At 71.9% G+C, this 25,913-nt stretch carries 19 protein-coding genes; 4 read left to right on the forward strand and 15 right to left on the reverse strand.

Annotated elements, in window-relative coordinates; genetic code table 11:
- Nucleotides 1-17 precede the first annotated feature (17 nt).
- From rplS to PV343_RS22450, 6 genes are all read right to left on the reverse strand, one after another.
- Nucleotides 18-368, reverse strand: a complete 351-nt coding sequence (gene rplS, locus PV343_RS22425) for a 50S ribosomal protein L19 (RefSeq protein ID WP_319148747.1) — start codon at nt 366-368, stop codon at nt 18-20.
- A gap of 135 nt (nt 369-503) precedes the next feature.
- A complete protein-coding gene (gene trmD / locus PV343_RS22430; protein WP_319148748.1) occupies nt 504-1,337 on the reverse strand; it encodes a tRNA (guanosine(37)-N1)-methyltransferase TrmD in 834 nt (277 codons plus the stop codon).
- On the reverse strand, nt 1,337-1,906 hold the full coding sequence (gene rimM / locus PV343_RS22435) for a ribosome maturation factor RimM (protein ID WP_319148750.1): 570 nt from the start codon (nt 1,904-1,906) through the stop codon (nt 1,337-1,339). Before rimM ends, trmD begins: the two co-directional genes overlap by 1 nt.
- 82 nt (nt 1,907-1,988) lie before the next feature.
- Nucleotides 1,989-2,228, reverse strand: a complete 240-nt coding sequence (locus PV343_RS22440; protein ID WP_033321114.1) for an RNA-binding protein — start codon at nt 2,226-2,228, stop codon at nt 1,989-1,991.
- Between the two features lie 5 nt (nt 2,229-2,233).
- Nucleotides 2,234-2,653 (reverse strand): 30S ribosomal protein S16, encoded by a 420-nt coding sequence (gene rpsP / locus PV343_RS22445; protein ID WP_020942484.1) that lies wholly within the window; start codon nt 2,651-2,653, stop codon nt 2,234-2,236.
- Between the two features lie 309 nt (nt 2,654-2,962).
- Entirely contained in the window at nt 2,963-3,565 is a 603-nt protein-coding gene (locus PV343_RS22450) for a hypothetical protein (RefSeq protein ID WP_020942483.1), read from the reverse strand.
- A 500-nt stretch (nt 3,566-4,065) separates the two neighbouring features.
- Between PV343_RS22450 and PV343_RS22455 the strand changes: the two genes are divergently transcribed.
- Nucleotides 4,066-4,926, forward strand: coding sequence for an SAM-dependent methyltransferase (locus tag PV343_RS22455; RefSeq protein ID WP_319148751.1), 861 nt, complete (start codon nt 4,066-4,068; stop codon nt 4,924-4,926).
- Between the two features lie 45 nt (nt 4,927-4,971).
- Here PV343_RS22455 and ftsH read toward each other — a convergent pair whose 3' ends face one another.
- The 6 genes from ftsH to PV343_RS22485 all read right to left on the reverse strand — a co-directional run bounded on the left by ftsH (nt 4,972) and on the right by PV343_RS22485 (nt 14,603).
- Nucleotides 4,972-6,915, reverse strand: a complete 1,944-nt coding sequence (gene ftsH, locus PV343_RS22460; RefSeq protein ID WP_319148752.1) for an ATP-dependent zinc metalloprotease FtsH — start codon at nt 6,913-6,915, stop codon at nt 4,972-4,974.
- 96 nt (nt 6,916-7,011) lie between these two features.
- A complete protein-coding gene (ffh, locus tag PV343_RS22465; protein ID WP_319148753.1) occupies nt 7,012-8,559 on the reverse strand; it encodes a signal recognition particle protein in 1,548 nt (515 codons plus the stop codon).
- Nucleotides 8,560-8,640: 81 nt separating this feature from the next.
- Nucleotides 8,641-11,091: a [protein-PII] uridylyltransferase gene (locus PV343_RS22470; protein WP_319148754.1), complete on the reverse strand. Its 2,451-nt coding sequence runs from the start codon at nt 11,089-11,091 to the stop codon at nt 8,641-8,643.
- Nucleotides 11,092-11,117: 26 nt separating this feature from the next.
- A complete protein-coding gene (locus tag PV343_RS22475) occupies nt 11,118-11,456 on the reverse strand; it encodes a P-II family nitrogen regulator (RefSeq protein ID WP_039656487.1) in 339 nt (112 codons plus the stop codon).
- On the reverse strand, nt 11,453-12,796 hold the full coding sequence (locus tag PV343_RS22480) for an ammonium transporter (RefSeq protein ID WP_319148755.1): 1,344 nt from the start codon (nt 12,794-12,796) through the stop codon (nt 11,453-11,455). Before PV343_RS22480 ends, PV343_RS22475 begins: the two co-directional genes overlap by 4 nt.
- A 328-nt stretch (nt 12,797-13,124) precedes the next feature.
- Nucleotides 13,125-14,603 carry a hypothetical protein gene (locus PV343_RS22485; RefSeq protein ID WP_319148756.1) on the reverse strand — a complete coding sequence of 493 codons (1,479 nt, stop codon included), beginning with the start codon at nt 14,601-14,603 and terminating at the stop codon, nt 13,125-13,127.
- Between the two features lie 457 nt (nt 14,604-15,060).
- Between PV343_RS22485 and PV343_RS22490 the strand changes: the two genes are divergently transcribed.
- Entirely contained in the window at nt 15,061-15,723 is a 663-nt protein-coding gene (locus tag PV343_RS22490; protein WP_319148757.1) for a bifunctional DNA primase/polymerase, read from the forward strand.
- Nucleotides 15,724-15,866: 143 nt separating this feature from the next.
- Here PV343_RS22490 and ftsY read toward each other — a convergent pair whose 3' ends face one another.
- Complete coding sequence (gene ftsY, locus PV343_RS22495) at nt 15,867-17,075, reverse strand: signal recognition particle-docking protein FtsY (RefSeq protein ID WP_133923564.1); 1,209 nt, start codon at nt 17,073-17,075, stop codon at nt 15,867-15,869.
- 168 nt (nt 17,076-17,243) lie between these two features.
- Here ftsY and PV343_RS22500 point away from each other — a divergent pair, with 168 nt between their 5' ends.
- Nucleotides 17,244-18,707: a cytosine permease gene (locus PV343_RS22500; protein ID WP_319148758.1), complete on the forward strand. Its 1,464-nt coding sequence runs from the start codon at nt 17,244-17,246 to the stop codon at nt 18,705-18,707.
- A gap of 87 nt (nt 18,708-18,794) precedes the next feature.
- Nucleotides 18,795-19,766 (forward strand): LLM class flavin-dependent oxidoreductase, encoded by a 972-nt coding sequence (locus PV343_RS22505; protein WP_319148759.1) that lies wholly within the window; start codon nt 18,795-18,797, stop codon nt 19,764-19,766.
- A gap of 181 nt (nt 19,767-19,947) precedes the next feature.
- Here the strand turns inward: PV343_RS22505 and PV343_RS22510 are convergent, their stop codons facing one another.
- Both PV343_RS22510 and PV343_RS22515 read right to left on the reverse strand, forming a co-directional pair.
- Entirely contained in the window at nt 19,948-21,366 is a 1,419-nt protein-coding gene (locus PV343_RS22510) for a sugar porter family MFS transporter (RefSeq protein ID WP_319148760.1), read from the reverse strand.
- Between the two features lie 217 nt (nt 21,367-21,583).
- On the reverse strand, nt 21,584-25,699 hold the full coding sequence (locus tag PV343_RS22515; RefSeq protein ID WP_319148761.1) for an AAA family ATPase: 4,116 nt from the start codon (nt 25,697-25,699) through the stop codon (nt 21,584-21,586).
- Nucleotides 25,700-25,913: the final 214 nt, after the last annotated feature.

Below are 25,913 nucleotides of genomic sequence, written 5' to 3' on the forward strand. Positions count from 1 at the left end.
TGACCCCCGAAAAGCGCTCAGCTGTCGCGCTTCTCCTTGATCTTCGCGGCCTTGCCGCGCAGCTCACGGAGGTAGTACAGCTTGGCGCGGCGCACGTCACCACGGGTGACCAGCTCGATCTTCTCGACGATCGGGGTGTGCACCGGGAAGGTGCGCTCGACGCCGACGGAGAACGAGACCTTGCGGACCGTGAAGGTCTCGCGGACACCGGCGCCCTGGCGACGGATCACCACGCCCTTGAACTGCTGCACACGGGAGCGGTTGCCCTCGATGACGCGGACGTGCACGTTGACGGTGTCACCCGGGCGGAAGGCCGGGATGTCGCTGCGCAGCGACGCGGCGTCGACGGTGTCGAGCAGGTGAGACATTTCGTCTGCTTTCTTCGCTGATGCCACAGGTCATCAACGGGAACTAGGTGTACAAGAGGTCTGCCGTGCGGGTCGGGACGGGCGTCGTGTCCCCCTGTGGCAGGGGCGCACGCCGGACGGGCGCACAACAGCGGTCTATTCTTCCACGGCCCCGGTCCTGCGCCAAAATCGACCGTACGGCTCACCCTCCGGGTCCGGGGCCCAGCCCAGGATGGAGAGCATCTCGCGGTCCTTCTTGTCGAAGGCCTTGGGGTCGCAGTGCTCGATCAGGTCGGGCCGGTTTGCCGTGGTGCGCCTGAGCGCCTCGTCGCGGCGCCAGCGGGCGATCTTCCCGTGGTGGCCGCTGAGCAGCACGTCCGGGATGTCCCGGCCGCGCCAGACGGGCGGCTTGGTGTAGACGGGGCCCTCCAGGAGACTCGCCATCGCGCCGGGCGCGAAGGAGTCGTCCCGGTGGGACTCGGCGTTGCCGAGGACACCGGGCAGCAGCCTGGCCACGGCCTCGGTGATCACCAGGACGGCCGCCTCGCCGCCGGCGAGCACGTAGTCGCCGATGGAGACCTCGTGGACCGGCATCCGGGTCGCGTACTCGTCCATGACCCGCCGGTCGATGCCCTCGTAGCGGGCCGGCGTGAAGATCAGCCAGGGGTGCTCGGAGAGCTCGACGGCGAGTTCCTGGGTGAAGGGGCGGCCGCTCGGGGTGGGGACGATCAGCGCGGGGGCCTGGGCGCCGGACTCATAGCCGTCGGCGAGGACCGTGTCCAGGGCGTCGCCCCAGGGGTCGGTCTTCATGACCATGCCCGGACCGCCCCCGTAGGGGGTGTCGTCGACCGTGTTGTGGCGGTCGTACGTCCACTCCCGCAGGTCGTGCACGTGCACGTTCAGCCGGCCACGCGCGCGTGCCTTGCCGACGAGGGAGACGTTCAGCGGTTCCAGGTACTCGGGGAAGATCGTGACGACGTCGAGCCGCATCAGGACCCGTCCTCGTCGCGGGAGGACTCATCGTCGTCGCGGGAGGACGCGACCTCGGCTCGGTCGTCGATCAGGCCCGGGGGCGGGGCGATGACGGCCCGCTGCTCCTCCAGGTCGATCTCGGTGACGATCTCCTCCACGAACGGGATCATGACTTCGCTGCCGTCCGGGCGTTCGACGATGAACAGGTCCTGGGAGGGCAGATGGGAGATCTCCGTGATCCGGCCGACCTCGGTGCCGTCCTCGGTCACCACGTCGAGGTCCATGAGCTGGTGGTCGTAGTACTCGTCCTCGCCCTCGGGCAGCTCCTCCGGGTCGATCTCGGCGATCAGGAGGATGTTGCGGAGGGCCTCGGCGCCGGTGCGGTCGCTCACGCCCGCGAAGCGCAGGAGCAGCCGGCCGCTGTGCACCCGGCCGGTCTCGATGGTGAGCGGTCCCGCGGAGGCGGGGTCGGTGGCGAGTACGGCGCCGGGCGCGAGCCGGAGTTCGGGCTCGTCGGTGCGCACCTCGACGGTGACCTCGCCCTTGATGCCATGGGCACGGCCGATCCGTGCGACTACCAGCTGCACTGTGCTTGTTCTCCTGTCATACGACTACGGGCCGGGGACGGCCCAGTGGCCCTCCCCGGCCCGAGCCGGTGCTGCGAAAGCGTCAGCGGACTTGGTCCACGTCGACGAGGTCGACACGGACACCACGCCCGCCGATGGCACCCACGACGGTGCGCAGAGCACGCGCGGTGCGGCCGTTGCGGCCGATCACCTTGCCGAGGTCGTCGGGGTGCACCCGGACCTCCAGCACGCGCCCGCGGCGCAGGTCGCGCGAGGCGACCTGCACATCGTCAGGGTTGTCGACGATGCCCTTCACGAGGTGCTCAAGCGCCTCTTCGAGCATGCTGCTCAGGCCTCGGTCGACTCGGACTCAGCCGCGGCCTCGTCCTTCTTCTCAGCCTTCTTCTTCTGGGTGATGGCCTCACCCTTGCCCTCGTCGTCACCGCCGAGCGCCTCGAACGACGGGCGGGTGGCCTTCGGCTCGGCGACGAGCAGCGGCGCCGGGGCGGGCTCGCCCTTGAACTTCTGCCAGTCGCCGGTCTTCTTCAGGATGGCGAGGACGGGCTCGGTCGGCTGCGCGCCGACACCCAGCCAGTACGCGACGCGGTCGGCGTCCACCTCGATGACCGACGGGTTGTAGGTCGGGTGGTACTTGCCGATCTCCTCGATCGCACGGCCGTCACGGCGGGTGCGGGAGTCGGCGACGACGATGCGGTAGTGAGGCGAACGGATCTTGCCCAGACGCTTCAGCTTGATCTTGACTGCCACGGGAGTGGATTCTCCTGGAATTGACGTGGTTGGGCACGGCGAGACTGCCGCGTGGGGTTGCGGTACCCGAGTGCCCGATGGACGCGTCAGCCGGAGGAGAGAGGGGTCCTGTGCGACTGTCGAGTACAGCTAGCCATTGTGCCATACCCGGGGGGTCGCTTCTGGCGGAGGGTGCGGGCGAGGGCGCCGGCGGCGGTACGGGGCCCCGTCAGGGCATGCCGGGGAGGCACCCGGCGTGGAGGTGAGTCACGTCGGGTGCGCGAGCCCCGGCGGGTGGGCCGGGTACGGCTGCCACGAGCAGCCGTACCCCTAGCTCGCCGCCGCTCCCACGACCTCCGGGATGCGGAACGGCTTGCCGCAGCCGCCGCACACGATGGGGGCCTGGGCCAGGACCGAGGGGACCACCCGGACGTTGCGCCCGCAGTCGCAGACCGCCTTGACGCGGACCCCGCCACCGGAGGAGCCGTGCCGGGCGGCCGGGCCGCGGAACGTACGGGAGGTGTCGGCGGAGGTGGCCGCCGTGTGGGCCTTCAGGGCGCGCTGGAGCCGCTCCATGGTGGGGCGGTAGCGGCGCTTCGCCTCGGGGTTGAGCGTGACCAGCGAGAAGCCGCTGCTGGGGTGCGGTTCCTCGGGGTGGTCCAGGCCCAGCTCCTCGGCGATGGCGAGGAATCGGCGGTTGTGGTAGCGGCCGGCGCGGGAGGTGTCGCGGACCCCGCGGGCGGCGGCGATGCCGTGGACTGCCTCGTGAAGCAGTCGCTCGAAGGAGAGTTCGTGCCCGCACGCGGACGACGACTCCCCGATCAGGGACTCTGGCGCGGCAAGGTCAGGCAGCTCGGGGTGGTACCGCTGAATATCGGCCCACGCCTGCGCCAGCTCTGCGGCGAGAACAGGTGGTGTCTGTGTCGTGCTCACGTAATGACAACGAGCGTGGGTGCCCCTGTGTTCCTATTCCGGGCCATCCCAAATAATTTGCACTTACCCGTCAGTTGCCGCTGATGTGTCCTGACGAGGGCGGGTGCGCTGATCTGCGGAGAAGCCTCACAGCTCATACCAAGCCGGTGCGTAGCCTGACGTACGCCCCAGCGTGTACGCCTCGGTGCGGCTGGGATCGGGGGATGCGCAAGGGGCGTTTCGGCCGCTCTCGCGTACGGGTCGTTGTCTCACTCAGCGCCCGCGACGCCCGCGACGTTACCCCGGGACCGCGCCCGCCCCGGCATCCGGCGGGTCACGCAGGTTGCGCGGACGTGAAATCTCGCCACACAGGCACACCGGGCCCAAGCGGGGCCCCACGACCCCTGGACGGCACCGCGAGCCGGGAGTTACCTGGCATACGTGGATAGTGCGAGCGCACGGCACGGGGGCCACGCAATCGGGCACTGCGACGAACTGTCGGCGGAATGGGGCGCTTACCTATGACACCTACGCTCGTGCGGGAACACCTGTCACACGCGGCTTCCGCACCACCCCGCGTGGACCTGTGCGCACGCGCGCGTGACTGGTCCGAGATCCAGGAGCGGATGCTGGTGCCGCTCTACGAGACCGTCCACGAGCGACTTGAAGTGGGCCCGGGCACCAGGCTCCTGGGCCTGCGCTGCGGCTCCGGGCTCGCCCTGCTGATGGCCCTCTCCCGAGGGGCCGCGGTCACCGGTGTCGACTCCTGCCCCGAACGGCTCGCCCTGGCGCGCGAGCGCCTGCTGCCGGCCGGGCCGCGCGGCTCGCGCACGCGTGCCGGTGTGCGGCTCGTGGCGGGCTCCCCCGGGGACGCGGCCGGCGCCCGGACACCCCCGTACACCGTGGTGACCGTCTTCGAGCCGATCGGCTGCCGGGCGGGCGACGCCGAGGGGCTGGGCGAGCTGCTGGCGGCGGCGCTGCCGCAGGCGGGGCACGGCGCGGCCGTGGTGCTGGCCGGCTGGGGCCCGCCGGAGCGCTGCGCGACCTCCTCGGTGCTGCGGGTGGCGACGAAGCTGGCCGATCCGCTGCGCGGCGCGGGCCGGTGGCGTCCCGCCCGCCGTGACGACCTGGAGGAGGTCGCCCACCGGGCCGGCCTGAAGCCGGACGGCTCGGGGCGGGTGTCCTGCCCGTTCGGGTACGCCGACACCGACAGCGCCGCGCGCGGGCTGCTGTCGACGGGCCTGTTCGACGCGGCGATCGCGGCGACCGACCGCAGGCAGGTGGACAAGGAGCTGACCGAGGCGCTGCACCCGTACCGGCGCGAGGACGGCACGGTGTGGATGCCCAACGTGTTCCGCTACCTCATCGCGCGCGTGCCGTAGAGAGCGGCGCAGCCGACCTGGGGCGTCCGGCGGCGGCCGCGCGGCCTACGCCGTCTCGGACTCCTTGGCCAGGCGCGGGATCCCGGCGATCCGGTACGCCTCCGCCTCCTCCAGCGTCTCGCTCTCCAGGAGCGCCTCGGCCAGGGCGTCGAGCCGGCCGCGGTGCTCGCGGAGCTTGTGGCGGGCCTCCTCGTAGCACTCGTCGACGATCCGGCGCATCTCCCCGTCGATCACGTCGAGGGTGTGCGGGGCGGCCGCGAGGCCGTACGCCTGCTGGGCGTCGCTCGGGAGGGCGGACAGGCGCCCGACGCGCTCGCTCATGCCCCAGCGGGCCACCATCCCGCGCGCGATGTTGGTGACCTGTTCGAGGTCGTTCTCGGCGCCCGTGGTGACGACGCCGTAGACGACGTCCTCCGCGGCCATCCCGCCGAGGGCGCCGATGATGCGGCCGCGCAGGTACTCCTCCGAGTGCGCGTAGCGCTCCACCTCGGGGGTCGACATCGTCACGCCGAGGGCACGGCCGCGCGGCACGATGGTGATCTTTCGGACGGGGTCGGCGCCCGGCTGGAGCATGCCGAGGAGGGCGTGGCCGCTCTCGTGGTAGGCGGTGCGGCGGCGGTCCTCCTCGGGCATCACGAGGGTGCGTTCGGCGCCGAGCTGCACCTTCTCCAGCGCCTCGGACAGGTCGCCGGCGGTCACCTGGTCCTGCTTGCGCTTGACCGCGAGCAGGGCGGCCTCGTTGGCGAGATTGGCCAGATCCGCACCTGTCATACCGGGGGTCACCCGTGCCATCTGGGGCAGGTCCACGTCGGGGGCGAGCGGGATGTCCCGGGTGTGGATCCGCAGGATCGCCTCGCGTCCGCCGCGGTCCGGCGGGGCCACGTTGACGACCCGGTCGAAACGGCCGGGCCGGGTCAGTGCCGGGTCGAGGATGTCCGCTCGGTTGGTCGCGGCGATGACGATGACGCCCTCGGAGCCCGAGAAGCCGTCCATCTCCGTGAGGATCTGGTTGAGCGTCTGCTCGCGCTCGTCGTGGCCGCTCATCGAGGCGCCGCTGCCGCGCGCCCGGCCGATGGTGTCGATCTCGTCGATGAAGATGATGGACGGCGCCACCTTGCGGGCCTCGGCGAACAGCTCGCGGACCCGGGACGCGCCGACGCCGACGATCATCTCGATGAACTCGGACGCCGAGGCGGAGAAGAACGGCACTCCGGCCTCGCCGGCGACCGCGCGGGCCAGCAGGGTCTTGCCGGTGCCGGGCTGGCCCGCGAGGAGCACGCCGCGGGGCAGTTTGGCGCCCATCCTGCGGTAGGCGTCGGGGTGCTCGAGGAAGTCGACGACGTCGTCCAGTTCGCCCTTGACCTCGTCGATCCCGGCCACGTCCGCGAAGGTGGTGCGCTTGCTGTCGGGGCGGGGCCCGACCGGTTTGGGCGGTGGTTTCCGGCCGAACATGCCGCCGGCCCCGCCCAGTCCCGCTCCGATCCGCCGGGCGAAGAAGATCCAGATCGCGGCGAGGATCACGATGGGGATGAGGGAGATCAGCAGGTTGGACAGGAAGCTGCGCTCCTGCACCACCGGTCGCGCGGTCACCGTGACGCCGTGGCTGCTCAGTTCCTGCCACAGCTTGTCGGTCGCGAAGGCCGGCCGTTGCGTCCTGAACTTGCTGTAGGTGCCGCCGCCTTCGGGATCGGCGCGGGGGGTCTTGAGCTGCCCCTGGATCGCGTCGCCCTTGGAGTAGATCTTGGCGACGTTGCCGTCGCCGACCTCCCGGCTGAACTCGGTGTACGAGATCGTCGGCTCGTTGCCCTGGCCGAGGTAGTTCAGGCCGAAGTAGGCGAGCAGGAAGACGATCACCGCGGTGACGAGCAGGCCCCACCACCGGCCGCCGCGCAGTCGCGGGCCGCCGGTCCGCCTCGGCGGCTCGTCCGGGGTGCCCTCGGCGCGCCACGGCTGGTCAGGAGCCTGGCGTGGTGGCGCGGCATTGCTCATACCAGGACGTTACGGCACATGGCGGACCACGGCACGCGCTGAGGGCGCCCCCCGGGTCCGGGAAGCGCCCTCAGCGGCGTGTGGTGCGGGGCCGGATCAGCCCATGAACTTCTTGAACTCGTCCGGCAGTTCGAAGTCCTGACCGCCCTGCTGCGGCAGGCCGAAGGCGCCGCCCTGGGCCGCCGCCTCGCGACGCTGTGCGTCCTCAAGCTCCTGCTGCTTGCGCTTCATCGGGTTGCCGGAGCGCTGCTTGCCCTTGGCCTTCTTCGGCTGCTTCTTGGTCCGGCCGGGGCCGCCGCCCATGCCGGGGATCCCCGGCATGCCGGGCATGCCGCCGCCCTGGGCCATCCGGGACATCATCTTGCGGGCCTCGAAGAACCGCTCGACCAGGTTCTTCACCGCGCTGACCTCGACGCCCGAGCCCTTGGCGATACGGGCGCGGCGGGAGCCGTTGATGATCGTCGGGTCCTGGCGCTCGACCGGGGTCATCGACTTGATGATCGCGGCGGTGCGGTCGACGTCGCGCTCGTCGATGTTCTGGATCTGGTCCTTGATCTGGCCCATGCCCGGCAGCATGCCGAGCAGCTTGGAGATGGAGCCCATCTTGCGGACCTGCTCCATCTGGGCCAGGAAGTCGTCCAGGGTGAAGTCCTGGCCCTTCTTGGACGCCAGCTTCGAGGCCATCTGGGCGGCCTCTTCCTGGCTGAAGGTCTTCTCCGCCTGCTCGATCAGGGTGAGCAGGTCACCCATGTCGAGGATGCGGGAGGCCATCCGGTCCGGGTGGAACGCGTCGAAGTCGTCCAGCTTCTCGCCGTTCGACGCGAACATGATCGGCTTGCCGGTGATCTGGCGGATCGAGAGCGCCGCACCACCGCGCGCGTCACCGTCGAGCTTGGAGAGGACCACGCCGTCGAAGCCGACGCCGTCGCGGAAGGCCTCGGCGGTGTTGACGGCATCCTGACCGATCATCGCGTCGACGACGAACAGGATCTCGTCCGGGGAGACGGCGTCGCGGATGTCCGCGGCCTGCTGCATCATCTCCTGGTCGATGCCGAGACGGCCGGCGGTGTCCACGATCACGATGTCGTGGACCTTGGACTTCGCGAACTCGATGGAGTCCTTGGCGACCTTGACCGGGTCGCCCACGCCGTTGCCCGGCTCCGGGGCGTAGACGGCGACGCCGGCGCGGTCGGCGACGACACTGAGCTGGTTGACGGCGTTCGGGCGCTGGAGGTCGGCGGCGACCAGCAGCGGCGAGTGGCCCTGGTCCTTGAGCCACTTGCCGAGCTTGCCCGCCAGGGTGGTCTTACCGGCACCCTGGAGACCCGCCAGCATGATGACGGTGGGGGGCTGCTTGGCGAAGCGCAGCCGCCGGGTCTCGCCGCCGAGGATGGTGACCAGTTCCTCGTTGACGATCTTCAGGACCTGCTGGGCCGGGTTCAGCGCCCGGGAGACCTCGGCGCCGAGCGCGCGCTCCTTCAGGTTCTTGATGAAGGAACGCACGACGGGCAGCGCCACGTCCGCTTCGAGGAGCGCGATACGGATCTCACGTGCCGTGGCGTCGACATCCGCCTCGGAGAGCCGTCCCTTGCCGCGCAGGTTCTTGAAAGTCGCTGACAGGCGATCGGAGAGAGTGTCGAACACGGCGCTCGCGGTCCTCGGGGTCGGTGATGGCTTCGGAATCGCCCTCCAGGGTATCCCGGCGCCGAACGCACCGGGGCAGGGTCATCCCCGCAGGGTCTCCTCGAGCACACGCGCCAGCGATGCCGCGTCCCCGTCCGGCAGCGGCGCGCCGGTGCCGGTGGTGACGTAGAAGGCGTCGACGGCGTTGGCGCCGAGGGTGCTGACGTGCATGCTGCGCACCTGGACCCCGGCCTTCTCCAGGGCCATGCCGATGCGGAACAGCAGGCCGGGCGCGTCCTGGGTGCGCACCTCGATCACCGTGGCGTGGTGGGAGGCGGCCGAGGCCACCGTCACGCGCGGGGGCGGTGCCACCCAGCCGCGGCGGCGCGGGTAGGCCGCGTCCCGCTCGGCGAGGCGGCCGGCGATGTCGAGGGAGCCGTCCAGGGCGCGGACCAGGTCGGCGCGCAGCCGGGCCGCCTGGGGCAGGGAGCCGAACTCAGCGGCCACCCGCCAGTCCAGCAGCAGGACCGCGCCGTCGTCGACGTCGTCGGGCAGGCGCAGGACGCGCAGCCCGGCGGTGCGGACGGTGAGGCGGTGCACGGCGAGGACGCCGGCGACGGCGGGCAGCACGGCCGGCTGGTCCGGGACGGCGATGAGCAGTTCCACGCCGAGCGGCTCGGGCGCGCCGGGGGTCTCCTCCTCGCCGGCCGGTTCGGGCTGGGCGCGCAGCGCGAGGACCGGGCTGCCGGTGCGGAAGGCCTCGACGGCCAGCCGCTCCTGCTCGGCCGTGGGGGCGGCGGGCTCGGGTTCGTCGGGGCCGTCCCCGGCCAGGACGGCGCCGACGCGCCGGACCAGGTCGGCGACGAGGGAGCCGCGCCAGGAGGACCAGGCGGCGGGGCCGGTGGCGAGGGCGTCCGCCTCGGTGAGGGCGTGCAGCAGTTCCAGGGTGCTCTGGGTGCCGACGGCGTCGGCGACCGCGCGGACCGTCGCCGGGTCCTCCAGGTCGCGCCGGGTGGCCGTCTCGACGAGCAGCAGGTGGTGGCGTACGAGGGTGGACAGGACGGTGGCGTCGGCGGGGTCGAAGCCGATCCGCGCGGCCACGTCCTTGGCGATGATCTCGCCGGCCACGGAGTGGTCGCCGGGCCAGCCCTTGCCGATGTCGTGCAGCAGCGCGGAGACCAGCAGCAGGTCCGGGCGGCCGACCCGGCGGGTCAGCTCGGAGGCGCGGACCGCGGTCTCGATCAGGTGCCGGTCCACGGTCCAGATGTGGACGGCGTTGCGCTGCGGGCGGCAGCGGACCCGTTCCCAGTCGGGCAGCAGCCGGCTGATCAGGCCCTCCGCCTCCAGTGCCTCCCAGACGTCGACGGTGGGGCGGCCGGAACCGAGCAGGGTCACCAGTTGTTCGCGCGCCTCGGCGGGCCAGGGCGTGGGCAGCGGCCGGGCGAGGGCGGCCAGGCGCCGTACGGCGTGCAGGGAGAGCGGGAGTCCGGCCTGTGCGGCGGCGGCCGCGGCGCGCAGCGGGAGCACGGGGTCGCGTTCGGGGCGTGCGGAGCGGGCGAGCACCGCCTCGCCGTCCTGCTCCACCACGCCCTCGGCCAGCGGTGAGCGTTCGGCGACCGGCCTGCCGCCGCCCAGCATGGCGCGCAGGCGCGGGCGGACGGACCGCGACCGCAGTACGCGGCCCACCTCGCGCCAGGTGACGTCGCTGGCGTACGAGATCACGCGGGCCGCTTCGTAGACCTGCCGCAGCAGCGTGTCGGCGTCCAGCAGGCCCAGCTCGGCCGCCACCTGGTCCTGTTCCTGCAGCGCCAGCCGGTCGGTGGCCCGGCCGGTCGCCAGGTGCAGGGCGTCCCGGGCGTCCAGGAGGCGCCGGCGGGCGTCGGCGAGGCCCTCGCGCGGGGCGTCGGCCAGCCAGGAGGCGGCGACCGCGCGCAGGGCGGTGGCGTCCCGTAGGCCGCCGCGGGCCTCCTTGAGGTCGGGTTCCAGGAGGTACTGGAGCTCGCCCTGGCGTTCGGCGCGCTCGGCGCACAGGTCCCGCAGTTCGGGGAGGCGTTTGGGCGCCTGGTTGCGCCAGTCGGCGAGGACGGTGGTGCGCAGGGCCGCGGTGAGGCCGAGGTCGCCGGCGAGGTGGCGGGCGTCGAGGAGGCCGAGGTGGGCCTTCAGGTCCTCGCCGGCCGTCCTGCGGGCCTCGGCCAGGGTGCGCACGGAGTGGTCGAGGGCGAGGCCGAGGTCCCAGACGGGGTACCAGAGGCGGTCGGCCAGGGCGGCGACCGCGTCGGGGGCGTTCCCGTCGTGGAGCAGCAGCAGGTCCAGGTCGCTGCGCGGGGACAGCTCGCCGCGGCCGTAGCCGCCGACCGCGACGAGCGAGACGCCCCTGAGGTCCGGGGCCGCGGCGGTGAACAGCCCGGCGAGCCAGTCGTCGGTCAGCCCGGCCAGGGCGGCACGGCGCGGCGGCCCGGACCGCGCCTCCTCACCGAGGAGGCGCAGCCGGGCCGCCGCGTAGCCGCTGGGTCCCGAGTCATCCGCTTCGTTCCGCACATTCGTACCCGTCACCCGGCGACTCCCGTTCTTCCGTCGTGTCAGAGCGCGTCGGGGCCGCGCTCGCCGGTGCGGACCCGGACGGCGGTCTCGACCGGCAGCGACCAGACCTTGCCGTCACCGATCTTGCCGGTCCGGGCCGCTTTGACGACGACCTCGATCAGCTGCTCGGCGTCGTCGTCCTCGGCCAGCACCTCGATACGGATCTTGGGGACGAGGTCGACGGTGTACTCGGCACCGCGGTAGACCTCGGTGTGGCCCCGCTGACGACCGTAGCCGCTGGCCTCGGTGACCGTCAGTCCGTGGACGCCGAAGGCCTGAAGGGCCTCCTTGATCTCGTCGAGCCGGTGCGGCTTGACGACGGCGGTGATGAGCTTCATGCGTCCACCCTCTTGGTCTGCTTGGTCTGCGCGGCCGGGGAGGCGGCGACGGAGCCGATGACGCCACCGCCCGCGCCGCTGAAGTCGTACGCGGTCTCGGCGTGCTCCGCCTGGTCGATGCCCGAGATCTCCTCGTCCTCGGTGACCCGCATCCCGATGGTCTTGTCGAGGAGGAAGGCGAGGACCGCGGAGACGACCAGGGAGTAGGCGAGGACGGCGCCGACGCCGGCGCACTGCTTCCAGAGCTGGGTCCAGCTGTGGTCGCCGTAGAGGACGCCGGTCGCGGCGGACTGGCCCTTGCCGGTGGCGAAGAAGCCGATGAGCAGGGAGCCGATGATGCCGCCGACCATGTGGACGCCGACGACGTCGAGCGAGTCGTCGTAGCCGAACCGGAACTTCAGGCCCACGGCCGCGGCGCAGGCGACACCGGCGATGGCGCCGACGGCGATCGCGCCGAGCGGGGAGACCGCGCCGCCGGACGGGGTGATCGCGACCAGGCCGGCGACCGCGCCGGAGGCGGCGCCCAGCGTGGTGAACGCGCCGTGCCGGATCTTCTCGTAGGCGAGCCAGGCGAGCATGGCGGCGGCGGTGGCGACCTGCGTGTTGACGAACATCAGCGCGCCCACGCCGTCGTCGTTGCCGAGCCATGAACCGGCGTTGAAACCGAACCAGCCGAACCACAGCAGACCCGCGCCGAGCATGACCAGCGGGAGGCTGTGCGGGCGCATCGGGTCCTTCTTGAAGCCGACGCGCTTGCCGATGACGAGGATGACGCCGAGGGCCGCCGCGCCCGCGTTGATGTGGACCGCCGTGCCGCCGGCGAAGTCGATCACGCCGAGTTTGTATGCCCAGCCGTCGGCGCCCCAGACCCAGTGGGCGACGGGCACGTAGACGATCGTGACCCACAGCACGACGAACAGCGACCACGCCGAGAACTTCACGCGGTCCGCGAGGGCACCGCTGATCAGGGCCGGGGTGATGATCGCGAACATGAGCTGGAAGACCATGAAGACGAAGACCGGGATGGTGTAGCCGTCCCACAGTTCGGTGAGCCCGATGTCGCTGAGCCCGAGCCAGTGGGAGTTGAAGCCGATGAGGCCGTTGCTCGTGCCGAAGGCGAGCGAGAAGCCGTAGAGCACCCAGAGGATGGTGACGATGCCCATGCTGACGAAGCTCATCATCAACATGTTGAGGGTGCTCTTGACGCGGACCATGCCTCCGTAGAAGAAGGCCAGGCCCGGGGTCATGAGCAGCACCAGGGCGGAGCAGATGAGCATGAAGCCTGTGTTCGCGGCAGACAGTCTGGGTGCCTCCGCGGCAAGCGTGATGGCTGGTGCCATCGGCGTCTCCTCGTCGGTTGTGCGGCCCCGTGCGGGCGGTGCCTGGGCGGTCCGGTCGGATGAGGGGCTGGCCGGTTATGCGCCATGAGACTGGCGCAGCGCGGTTTCGGTGGAAGCCCCTCGTTGTTTCGCCGGGGTGACGAAGACGCCCTGTGTGTTACGCGTCGGTGAATCGCGGGGTGCCGGTCCGCGGGATCGTCGTCCTGGGGCGACGTCCCCGGACAGCGGAAACCGGCCGCGGCGGGCCTCTCGATGACCTGGCATGGGGGAGCCGAGTCGGGCAGTTCGGGAGGACCGGCCGCGGCCGGGGCCTATGGGTCCCGCGTGGTCAGACCGCTTCCGCGGCCTCCGGGAGGTCGACGGCGAGCTGGTCGGTGAGATCGGCCACGGCGGCCAGGTCGCCGAAATCGCGCACCGCGGTGTCGACCGTCTTTCGGATACGAGTGTTCACACGCTCGGAGCGGACCTTCCTGGCGATCTCCATGGCCTGTGAGGCGAAGTCGGTGCTGCGCTCGGGCTCGCGTTGGAGCAGGTGCACGGTGGCCATGCCGATCAGGTTGAGCGCGTACGACCGCTGGTGCTCGGCGTCCTTGGCGAACAGCTCCACCGCCCGCTGCATCAGCGGCTCGGCCAGTGAGGCGTAGGCGGGGCTGCGGCCGGCGACGTAGGCGAGGTCACGGAAGGAGTGGGAGTTCTCCCCGTACAGCTCGGCCTCGGAGAAGAAACGGATCCAGTCGGGATCCGGCTCGTCCCACTCGTCGGCCTCCGCGAAGGTGTCCTCGGCCATCCGCACGGCCCGCTTGCACTTGCCGGGCTGGCCCATGTTCGCGTACGCGCGGGCCTCCATCGCATACAGCATGGACTGGGTGCGCGGGCTGGCGCAGTCGCGGCTGCCGTACTGCGCGAGGTGGATCAGCTCCAGGGCGTCGTCGGGCCGGCCGAGGTGGATCATCTGGCGGCTCATGCTGGAGAGGATGTACGAGCCGAGCGGTTTGTCCCCGGCCTCCTTGGCGGCGTGCAGGGCGAGCACGAAGTACTTCTGCGCGGTGGGCTGGAGCCCGACGTCGTACGACATCCAGCCCGCGAGTTCGGCCAGCTCGGCGGCGACCTTGAAGAGTTTGCCGGTGGTGGCCGCGGGCTGCGGCTCCTGGAGGAGGTCGGTGACCTCGTGGAGTTGCCCGACGACGGCCTTGCGGCGCAGGCCACCGCCGCACTGGGCGTCCCACTGCCGGAACATCCGGGTGGTGGACTCCAGCAGGTCGAGCTCGGGCTTGGACAGCCGGCCGGGCCTGCGGGACTCCAGGGGCGACTCGGGCTCGGACGGGACCGGCGCGGACGGCGTCGGCACCAGCCAGCGCTGCATGGGCTCGATGAGGGACGGGCCCGCCGACAGGGCCAGCGACGTTCCGAGGAAGCCACGCCGCGCCAGCATCAGGTCGCTGCGCGAGAACTCGCTGAGCAGGGCCACCGCCTGCGGGCCCGTCCAGGGCAGGTCGACGCCGGACGCGGAGGGTGACTGGCGCGTGGCGCGCAGGCCCAGGTCCTCCACGGAGACCACACAGCCGAAGCGCTCGGAGAACAGCTCGGAGAGGATCCGCGGGATCGGCTCGCGCGGGTTCTCCCCGTCCAGCCAGCGGCGCACCCGGGAGGTGTCGGTGGAGATGTGGTTGGCGCCGAGCTGGCGGGCCCTGCGGTTCACCTGGCGGGCCAGCTCGCCCTTGGACCAGCCGCTGCGCACGAACCACGAGCCGAGCAGCTCGTTGGGGCGCTTGTCAGCGTTCGTGCCGATACCGCCGTTGCCGCCCACTGGAACGCCCCCATCCCTGAGACCACTTGTCGCCGAATGCGCCAAGCCCTATCAGAATGCCGGTAAATACGGCCTCCCGTCCGCCGGTTCTCACCCTTCGAACGAGCCGACGACTCTGCCACCGGCATACCCACGGGTGCATGTGCCTTAAGGCCTCGCACACTCACAGTAATCCTACGATCACTGCTCCAGCCATGGCGATCCTTGAAACGCCACCATTCGCCACCCCATCGAATGAACTCACGGTTGCCCTCTCGCGATTCACTTGACATAGGACGGCCGGAAGTAGGCGGAGAGAAGCGCGCATGGGCGCGCGAGCTCCGGCGCGCGACCCGAAGTACCGCAAGGCGCCGCCTTGGCCTCGCGCGAGCGGGGAAGTCGAAGCCGTAGCGTCACGTTCCGCTTCCGTCTCGCTCCGTTTCGTAACCACCGGCGCGCTGGACCCGTTGGAGGGGGCATGGGCTTCACGATCGGCGGCATCCGCGAGATCCGCTCCGGCACGCGTCGGCGCGGCCGTACGTCGGAGTGCACCGCCGTCGCCGAGTTCACCGGCCTGTGGGCCTGGGACGTGGTGCCGGGCGCGCGGGCCGCGGCGGGTAGCTGCTCCTGCGGACGCGCGGACTGCCCGGAGCCGGGCGCGCATCCGCTGGGCTTCGCGGCGCCGGTGCCGGCCGGGGCGACGCTGGACGAGGTGACCAGGGCCTGGTCCGAGTACCCGGGCGCCTCCGTGATGCTGCCCGTCGGCCGCGCCTTCGACGTCATCGAGGTCGCCGCGCCCGCCGGCCGCCGCGCCCTGGTCCGGCTGGAGCGCATGGGGCTCCCGCTCGGCCCGGTCACCGCGACCCCGGACGGCCGCGTCCATTTCTTCGTCGCCCCCGGAGCCGCCGCCGAGCTGCCGAGGCTGCTCTACCGCATGGGCTGGGACGATCCCACCGCCCTGGACCTGCGCGGCCTCGGCCCGGGCGCGTACGTCACCGCCCCGCCCTCCGACCGGGGCGGCCTCGGCCCGGTGCGTTGGCTGCGCCCGCCCGCCCTGGACTCGGCGACCCGGCCGCCGGCGGCCCGGCTGCTGCTGGGCACCCTGGCGTACGTGGCCCACCGGTCGCGGTCACGGGCCTGACCGCGGCCGCCGCACCCCACGAGGCACCGCACAGGGCGAAGCGCTGATCGAGGCGGAGCGCCGTACAGGACGAAGCGCCCGTCCCCAACTGCACCTTGGGGGCGGGCGCTTCTTCGAACCGGCGGGTTCAGGGCCAGGTGGGTTCACTCACCGATCAGCGCGTCCACGAACGCCTCCGGCTCGAACGGCGCCAGGTCGTCCGCGCCCTCGCCGAGCCCGATCAGCTTGACCGGCACGCCCAGCTCCCGCTGGACCGCGACGACGATGCCGCCCTTCGCGGTGCCGTCGAGCTTGGTCAGCACGATGCCGGTGATGTCCACGACCTCGGCGAAGACCCGGGCCTGCACCAGGCCGTTCTGACCGGTGGTGGCGTCCAGGACGAGCAGCACCTCGTCCAGCGGCGCGTGCTTCTCCACGACCCGCTTGACCTTGCCCAGCTCGTCCATCAGGCCGGTCTTGGTGTGCAGGCGGCCGGCGGTGTCGATGAGGACGACGTCGACCCCCATCTCCTTGCCCTCCTTGACCGCGTCGAACGCGACGGAGGCAGGGTCGCCGGCCTCGGGGCCGCGCACGGTGTAGGCGCCCACCCGCTCGCCCCAGGTCTGGAGCTGGTCGGCGGCGGCGGCACGGAAGGTGTCGGCGGCGCCGAGCACGACGGTACGGCCGTCGGCGACCAGGACCCGGGCCAGCTTGCCGGTGGTGGTGGTCTTGCCGGTGCCGTTGACCCCGACGACCATCACGATGCCCGGCTTGCGGTCCTCGGGCTCGGTCTTCACGGTGCGGTCGACGTCGGTGCCGACCAGCTTGAGCAGCTCGTCGCGCAGCAGGCCGCGCAGCTCCACGGGGGTGCGGGTGCCGAGCACCTTGACCCGCTCACGCAGCCGCTCGACCAGTTCCTGAGTGGGCTGCACGCCGACGTCGGCGGTGAGCAGCGTGTCCTCGATCTCCTCCCATGTGTCGTCGTCGAGGTGCTCGCGGGACAGCAGGGTCAGCAGACCCTTGCCCAGGGCGTTCTGCGAGCGGGACAGTCGGGCGCGCAGACGGACCAGCCGGCCTGCGGTGGGCTCCGGGATCTCGATCTCCGGAGCTTCGAGGCCGGGGCCAACGGGGGGCTCCTCCACGACGACCGGCGGGCCGCCCGGGAGATCCACCTCCTCGATCGTCCGGCGCGGTTCGTCGCGCGGCGTCTCGGCCTCGTCGCCGACGTGCGGCTCGGCCGGGGGCGCGGTGATGTCGGGCGCGGCGGGCGGCGGCGGGGGCAGCGGCTTCTTGCGCCGGCTGCCGACGATGAGCCCGCCGAGCGCGCCGAGCACGACCACGGCGATGACTACAGCAAGGATGATGGTTTCCATAACCCGTCCAGTATCAGCCATGGGTTCCGCGTGACCCCGCTTGTGGCTTCCTCCGAGGGACAAAGCACACCTTGGGGGATGACTCGGCGCAAAGTACGATGGCGGGGGCTCCGTCGACGCGCGTAGAGTCCACCCGTCCCCTCTCCCCCACCCCGAGGCACTCTCCGCATGCGCAAGACAGCCGAGACCGACGGCGCCCTCGAGACCCGCGGCATCGAGCAGGTGCCCGACCACGAGCGCACCGCGCGCACCCGGGGACTGTTCCCCACCTGGGTCGGCGCCAACATCAGCGTGCTGCTGCTGACCATGGGCGCGAGCCTGGTGGTGGCGTACCACCTGAACATCTGGCAGGCCCTGGTCGTCGCGGTCGCCGCGCCGGTCGTGTCGTACGGCCTGGTCGGACTGATCGGGATCGCGGGCAAGCGGGGCGGGGCGCCCGGCATGGCGCTGTCGCGCGCGGTGTTCGGGCAGCGCGGCAACCTGCTGCCCGGTGCGCTGATCTGGGTCGCGCGCTGGGGCTGGGAGACGATCAACGCGGTGACCGGCGCCTACGCCATGCTCACCATCCTGGACATCGTGCTCGGCGTCCGGGCCGACAGCGTGCTGGACATGGTGATGCTGCTGGTCTTCGTGGTGGCGACCTTCGCGATCTCCGGCCTGGGCATCAACGCCGTGCAGAAGTGCAACAAGTACGCCACCTACTTCTTCGGCGTCTTCTCGGTGCTGGTGCTGGTGTACCTGGCCGTGCACACCGACTGGTCGAAGGTGACCCACCAGGGCGCCGGCTCCACCGCCGCGGTCATCACCGGTGTCGGCATGATCGCGGCGGGCGGGGTCAGCTGGATCCCGTCGGCGCCCGACTTCACCCGCTACCTGCCGCGCACGGCCTCCTCGAAGGCCATCGTGGGCACGGCGGTGGGCGGCGCCGGGATCGTGGTGCTGCCGATGGTGCTCATGGGCGCGGTGATGGCGGTCTCCACCCCCGACCTGGCCTCGGCCTCCGACCCGGTCTCCTTCGTCGGTGAGATCCTGCCGACCTGGCTCGCCGTGCCGTACCTGCTGATCGCGCTGATCGGCATGCTGCTGATCAACTCGATGTCCATGTACTCGGCGGGCTTCACCGCGCAGACCCTGGGCTTCCGGGTACCGCGGCACTGGGCGGTCTCGGTCAACGCCGCGATCTCGCTGGTCTTCGGCGGGGTGCTGATGCTGGTGGCGACGAGCTTCCTGGGCTCCTTCATCGCCTTCCTCTCCCTGCTGGCGGTGGCCTTCTCCGCCTGGGTCGGCGTGTTCGGCGCGGACATGCTGCGCCGCACCGAGTACGACGGGCGGGCCATGACGGACACCACCCGCACCAGCGCCTACTGGTACCGGGGCGGCTTCTCCCCCGCCGCGGTGGCGGCCTGGGCGATCGGCCTGACCGCCGGGCTGATGTTCACCACCTCGGACTGGTTCACGGGACCGCTGGCGAAGAACAACGTCATCGGCGAGTACGGCCTCGGCTGGGTGGCGACGATCGTCATCTCGGGCCTGCTCTACCTGGTGCTGCCGAAGCCGGCGGTGGTGCCGGCCACCGGGAACGCCGCTTCCGCGGCCGAGACCGCCGGGGAGCCCGCGACGGCCGGTGTCTGACGCCGGCCGGCCCGTCCCGTTCCTGGCAATCTGACGACACGTCAGCTACCGTCCCCCTCCAACCGCCGCACCGGAGGGGGACTTCCCATGCCCGTCACGGTCGTACGTTTCAACCTCGTCGAACCCGGTGCCGGCCGCGCCTCGCTCGCCGCCCGCTACCGGGCCGCCCTGGACATGGCCGCGTACGCGGACGAGCACGGGATCACCACCGTGCAGACCGAGGAGCACCACGGCGCCGACAACAACTGGCTGCCGTCGCCGTTCGCCTTCGCGGGCGCGGTGTTCGGGGCGACCCGGAACATCGCGGTCACGGTGTCGGCCGTCATCGGCCCGCTGCACGACCCGCTGCGGCTGGCCGAGGAGATCGCCGTGCTGGACCTGCTGAGCGGCGGGCGGCTGGTGACCGTCGCCGGGATCGGCTACCGGCCGGAGGAGTACGCCCTGTTCGGCGTGGACTGGAAGCGGCGGGGCCGGCTGCAGGACGAGTTGCTGGAGACCCTGCTGAAGGCGTGGACCGGCGAGGAGTTCGAGTACCGGGGCCGTACGGTACGGCTCACCCCGCGCCCGTACACCGACCCGCATCCGCTGCTGCTGGTGGGCGGCTCCTCGGAGGCGGCCGCCCGCCGGGCCGCCCGGCTCGGCCTGCCGTTCTTCCCGAGCGCGCACCTGCCGGAGCTGGAGGCCTACTACAAGGAGCGGCTCGCGGAGTACGGCACCGAGGGCTGGACGATGATGCCGGCCGCCGAGACCCCGCTGCTGCACCTCGCCGAGGACCCGGACCGGGCGTGGGCCGAGTACGGCGGGCACTTCCTGCACGAGGCGCGGACGTACGCCTCCTGGCAGTCCGGGCAGATCCGCTCCGCGGTGCGCTCAGCGGCCACGTCGGTGGCGGAGCTGCGCGCCGAGGGCGTGTACCGGATCCTCACCCCGGACGAGTGCGTGGCGCTGGGCGCGGACAGTCTCGTGCTGCATCCGCTGGCGGGCGGTATGCCGGTGGAGGAGGGGTGGCGGAGCCTGCGGCTCTTCGCCGAGCGGGTGCTACCCGCGCTGGGGGGCTGACCGGCGGCCCGGCGGCCTGCCGGTGAGCGGTGCGTGCCGGCCGGTGAGACACGTACCTGCCGGTGAGACACAGGAAAGACCGTCGTCCCCGGTCCGGGCAGTGGCCGGGCCGGGGACGGCGGCGAGTACGAGGAGAGGGGCAGCGGGGACTTGGCCCTTCTCCCCGAGTTCACGGGGCGGCTCAGCCCATCTCCTCCAGGGTCTTGCCCTTCGTCTCCTTGACGAACTTGAGGACGAACGGGATGGAGAGCGCCGCGAAGACGGTGTAGATGATGTACGTGGCGGACAGGTTCCAGCTGGCCAGCGACGGGAAGCTCGCGGTGATGGCCCAGTTGGCGATCCACTGCGCGGAGGCGGCCACGCCCAGGGCGGCGGCGCGGATCCGGTTCGGGAACATCTCGCCGAGGAAGACCCAGACCACCACACCCCAGGACAGGGCGAAGAAGAGGACGAACACGTGGGCGGCGACCAGGGCGACCCAGCCCTGGGTGGCGGGGAGCTTGCCGTCGACCAGGTCGTAGGAGAACGCCCAGGCCTCCAGCGCCAGGCCGACGACCATGCCGGCCGAGCCGATGAGCGCGAGCGGCTTGCGGCCGATGCGGTCCACGAAGATCATCGCGATCACGGTGCCGATGATGTTGATGATCGACGTCGTGAAGGAGTAGAAGAACGACTGCGTCGGGTCGACGCCGACCGACTGCCACAGCGTCGAGGAGTAGTAGAACGCGACGTTGATGCCGACGAACTGCTGGAAGACCGACAGGCCGATGCCGACCCAGACGATCGGCTTGAAGAAGAAGCCGCCGCCGAGCAGGTCCTTGAAGGTGGACTTGTGCTCGCTGCGCATCGCGTGCTCGATCTCGGCGACGCGCGCGTCCAGGTCGACGCCCTTGCCCTCGACGTCGGCGAGGATCGCCTTGGCCCGCTCACGCTTGCCGACGGAGAGCAGGAAGCGCGGGGACTCCGGGATCGCGAAGGAGAGCATGCCGTACAGGACGGCCGGGATCACCATCACGCCGAGCATGACCTGCCAGGCCTCCAGGCCCATGAGCTGACCGCGCTGGTTGCCACCGGCCGCGTTGAGCAGGCCCCAGTTGACCAGCTGGGAGATGGCGATGCCGATGACGATCGCGGCCTGCTGGAAGGAACCGAGACGGCCGCGGTAGGCGGGCGGGGCGACCTCGGCGATGTAGGCCGGGCCGATGACGGAGGCCATGCCGATGGCGAAGCCGCCGACGATGCGCCAGAAGGCGAGGTCCCACAGCGCGAAGGGCAGCGCCGAGCCGACCGCGCTGATCGCGAACAGGACCGAGGCGATCTGCATGCAGCGGATGCGACCGATCCGGTCGGCGATGCGGCCGGCCGTGGCGGCGCCGATGGCACAGCCGATCAGGGCGATGGCGATGACCTGGGCCAGAGCGGCGGGACCGATGTCGTAGCGGTCGCGGATGGCCTCGACGGCGCCGTTGATCACCGAGCTGTCGTAGCCGAAGAGGAAACCGCCCATGGCGGCCGCCGCCGCGATGAAGATGACGTGCCCGAGATGTTCGGGGTGAGCCGTCCCGGCTCCTGGCTGAGGTGCCTGCGCTGTGCTGGTCACGTGTACAACTCCTCGGGCCGTCGGCAGCGCTGCCGACGTGGGGGTAAGCCCTTGCAGGTGAGACCTGAAGGTAAAAGCAACGTTGCAGAGACTATTCCTTCAAGTTTCGAAGTCAATACCTTCAGTCCTGTGACATTGATGAGACGGCATGGCGCCTTGACTTCAAGAAGTGAAATCAGGGAGGAGAGCAGGTGAAGGTAGGTGTAGAGAGCACCTGTCAGCGGAGCCGCTGCGAGATGACCTTCGACACACCGTCGCCCTGCATGGACACGCCGTAGAGCGCGTCGGCGACCTCCATGGTGCGCTTCTGATGCGTGATCACGATGAGCTGCGAGGCCTCCTGCAGCTCCTGCATGATCCGGATCAGCCGCTGGAGGTTGGTGTCGTCCAGCGCCGCCTCGACCTCGTCCATCACGTAGAACGGGCTCGGCCGGGCCTTGAAGATCGACACCAGCAGTGCCACCGCGGTCAGCGACCGTTCGCCGCCCGAGAGCAGGGAGAGCCGCTTGACCTTCTTGCCCGGCGGGCGGGCCTCGACATCCACGCCCGTGGTGAGCATGTTGTCGGGGTCGGTCAGCACGAGACGGCCCTCGCCGCCCGGGAAGAGCCGGCCGAAGACGCCCTCGAACTCGCGGGCCGTGTCCCGGTAGGCCTCGGTGAACACCTGCTCGACGCGTTCGTCCACCTCCTTCACCACCTGGAGCAGATCGGCGCGGGTCTTCTTCAGGTCCTCCAGCTGTTCGCTGAGGAACTTGTGCCGCTCCTCCAGCGCCGCGAACTCCTCCAGCGCCAGCGGGTTGACCTTGCCCAGTTGCTGGTAGGCCCGTTCGGCGGCCTTGAGCCGCTTCTCCTGCTCGGCCCGGACGAAGGGCCGGGGCCGGTTGCGCGGGTGCTCGGGGTCCTCGGGCAGCTCCTCGCCCTCGGCGGCGGGCGAGGGCGGCACGAGCTCGCGTGGGCCGTACTCCGCGACGAGCCCCGCCGGTTCGACACCGAGCTCCTCCAGCGCCTTGGTCTCCAGCTGCTCGATACGCAGCCGCTTCTCCGCTCCGAGTACCTCGCCCCGGTGAACTGAATCCTTCAACTTGTCGAGCTCGGCCTTGAGGTCGCGCCCCGCGCCCCGGGCGGCGGTCAGCTCCTGCTCCCGCAGGGCCTTGGCGGCCTCGGCGGCGGCCCGCTCCCGCTCGGCCCGCTCCAGGGACACCTCGACATGGGCCAGCAGCTGCCGGGCACCGAGCGCGACGGCCTCGGCGACGGCGGCCTCGTGCCGCAGCCGGGCCCGCCGCTGTTCGGCACGCGCGCGTGCCTCGCGCTCCGCGCGGGCCGCGCGGTCGAGGGAGTCGGCGCGCCCGGCGAGCCCCTTGACCCGCTCCTCGTGGGTCCGCGCCTGGAGCCGGGCCTCCATCTCGGTCTGCCGCGCGTTGGCGCCGTCGGCGGCGAGCCGGTCGCGCATCGAGGTGTCCGGCTCCTCCTCGACCGGCATCTCCTCGGCCACGGCCAGCCGCTCGGCCAGCTCCTCGGCCTCCCCCACGGCCTTCTCCAGCGCCTCCTGCGCGCGGGCGGCGGCCGCGGCGGACCGCTCGGCCTCCCCCGCCGCGCCCCGCGCCTGTCCGGCGAGCCGGCCGAGCTGCTGGGCCACGGACGACTTCTCCCGGTCGGCGGCCCGGCGCCGCTCCCCCAGCTCCTCCACGAGCGCGGCGCTCTCCCGGCGCCCCTCGGCCGCCGCCCGCTGCGCCTCGGCCAGCTCCTCGCACCGGACGGCCAGCTCGGCCAGCTCGGCCGCGGCCTCGTCCACGGAGGCCTGCACCTCCAGCAGGCTGGGCGCCCCGGCCGACCCGCCGTGCGCGAAGTGCGCGCCCAGCAGATCGCCCTCGGCGGTGACGGCGGTCAGCTCGGGGTGGGCCTGGACCAGGTCCTCGGCGTCCTCCAGGGTCCCCACGACGACGATCCCGCGCAGCAGCCGCCGCACGGCGGGCATGAGCCCGGCGGGCCCACGAACGAGATCAGCGGCGAAGGGCGTCCCGCCGGGGCGGGGGGTGAGGCCGTCGGCGAGTGAGCTGTTGCCGGACAGGGCGGCTTCGGGGGAACCGTTGCCGGGAAGGCCGTCGCCGGGCAGGACGGCATCGGGGAAACCCTCGTGCGCGGGGCGTGCGCCGGTGGCGCCTTCGGTGCCTTCCGCGCCTTCGGCGCCCGACTGGGTGGGGATGGCAGGGGCGGCCGGGGTGCCGGGGGTGAGCGCCGCGCCGCTCACGGGGCCGTTCGCGGACGGCCACCCAGCCGTGCCGCCGACGGTGTCCGGCCGGCCCGCGAGGCCGGGGGCGCCTGGTCCGCCGGGCGTACCGCCTGGGCGGCCGGCCCGGAACACGCCGTCAGGGCGGCCGACGGCCGAGCCGCCCGGCACGCCGTCCCCGGCCGCCGTCCCGCTCGCGCCGCCCTCGGCACCCGGCCGGTCCGGGTCGTCGGCGGCGCCCGGCTGGGCGGGGAAGCTGATCGTGTCCCTCGGGTGGCCGGCCCTGCCCGCACCGGCGGCAGGGGTGTCCGGTGCTCCGGGGATGCGCGGGGCGGCCGGGGCGCCCGGGGCGAGTGTTTCCGTCGCCGAGGCGTCGGTGGGCTTCGGGGGTGCCCACAGGAGCAGGGCCGCGCGGCCGCCGTCCTGTTTGCGCAGGAGTCTGATCGCCTCGACCGCCGAGGCCGGGGTCGTCACGGCGATCGCGTCCGCCGCGGCGCCGAAGGCGGCGGCCAGGGCGGCCTCGTGGCCGGGGGTCACCGTCAGCAGCTCGGCCGCCGGTCCGAGGACTCCGGTGAGCCGGTCCCGGGCGCCGAGCAGTATCCCGGTGCCGTCCTTGCGGCGCAGGCCCAGGGCGAGTGCCTCGTGGCGGGCCTGGGTCGCCGCGCGCCGGCGTTCGGCCGCGGTGGCCGCCTCGCGGGCCTCGCTCAGCGCCGACTCGGCCTCGGCGAGCCGCCGCTTGGCCGTCTCGTGCCGCTCGGCCAGTTCCACGTCGTCGGCGTCGAGGCCGTCGACCTCGGCCTTGAGCGTCTCGTACTCCTCCTGGGCGCGGACCGCGCGTTCCTGGGCCTCGTCCCGGGCCGCCGCCAGCCGGTCGATCTCGGCCTGGGCGGACGCGGCGCGTGAGCGGGCCGCGTTGACCTGGCCGGAGAGGCGGGCCAGGCCCTCGCGGCGGTCGGCGATGGCGCGCGCGACGTCCTTCAGCCGGCGCTCCTCGGCCGCGAGTGCGCGCTCCAGTTCGGCGCGGTGGGCGACGGTGTCGTCGAGCGCCCGCTGGGCCGCCTCCAGGGCCGCTTCCAGCTCGGCCTCCTGCTCACGGATGCGGGCGGCCTCGCGCTCCATGTCCTCGGGGTCGCGGCCGCGCCGCTCCTCGGGGGGCACGGAGGTGGCGCTCTTGACCCGGGCGTCCGCGAGCGAGATGGTGCCGCGCACCCGTTCGGCCAGCTGGGACAGCTCGTACCAGGTCTGCTGGGCCCGTTGCAGGCGCGGACTGAGCCGGCGCACCTCGTCCTCCAGCAGGGCCTCCCGCTGGAGCGCCTTGCGCAGCTCCTGCTCGGCGGCCTCCTTGCGCTCCTTCAGCGCCGCCTCGTCGGCGATCTCGGCCGTCAGCGCCTCGCGCAGCCGTACGAGGTCGTCGGCGAGCAGCCGCAGCCGGGCGTCGCGCAGGTCGGCCTGGATGACGGCGGCCCGGCGGGCGACCGCCGCCTGCCGGCCGAGCGGCTTGAGCTGGCGGCGCAGCTCGTCGGTGAGGTCCTGCACGCGTGCGAGGTTGGCCTTCATCGCGTCCAGTTTCCTGAGCGCCTTCTCCTTGCGCTTGCGGTGCTTGAGGACACCGGCCGCCTCCTCGATGAAGGCGCGGCGGCCCATCGGATCGGCGTGCAGAACGGAGTCGAGCTGGCCCTGGCCGACGATGACGTGCATCTCGCGGCCGATGCCGGAGTCGGAGAGCAGTTCCTGGATGTCGAGCAGCCGGCAGGTGTCGCCGTTGATCTGGTACTCGCTGCCGCCGTTGCGGAACATGATCCGCGTGATGGTGACCTCGGCGTACTCGATGGGCAGCGCCCCGTCGGAGTTGTCGATGGTCAGGGACACCTCGGCGCGGCCGAGCGGCGGCCGCCCGGTGGTGCCGGCGAAGATGACGTCCTCCATCTTGCCGCCGCGCAGCGACTTGGCGCCCTGCTCGCCCATGACCCAGCTCAGCGCGTCCACGACGTTGGACTTGCCCGAGCCGTTCGGGCCGACCACGCAGGTGATCCCCGGCTCGAACCGGAGCGTGGTCGCGGAGGCGAACGACTTGAATCCGCGGAGGGTCAGGGCCTTGAGGTGCACGGCGCTGGACTCTACCCGGCGCCGCTATCCCACTCCACGAACACTCGCAACCGCACGGTTTCGCCATTGAACAGACAGGGCACACCAGACGTTAAGACAGTGAAAGGATGCGCGGGGGAAAGAAAGAAGGGACGCCGAAGCGTCCCTTGCAACTCTGACAACCGGGTTGCGATTGTCTGACACTGTGCGGTTGATACGGGCACCCCAACCGCTG

This window comes from Streptomyces sp. WI03-4A, assembly GCF_033792105.1.
In the GTDB taxonomy this organism is placed as follows: domain Bacteria; phylum Actinomycetota; class Actinomycetes; order Streptomycetales; family Streptomycetaceae; genus Streptomyces; species Streptomyces collinus_A.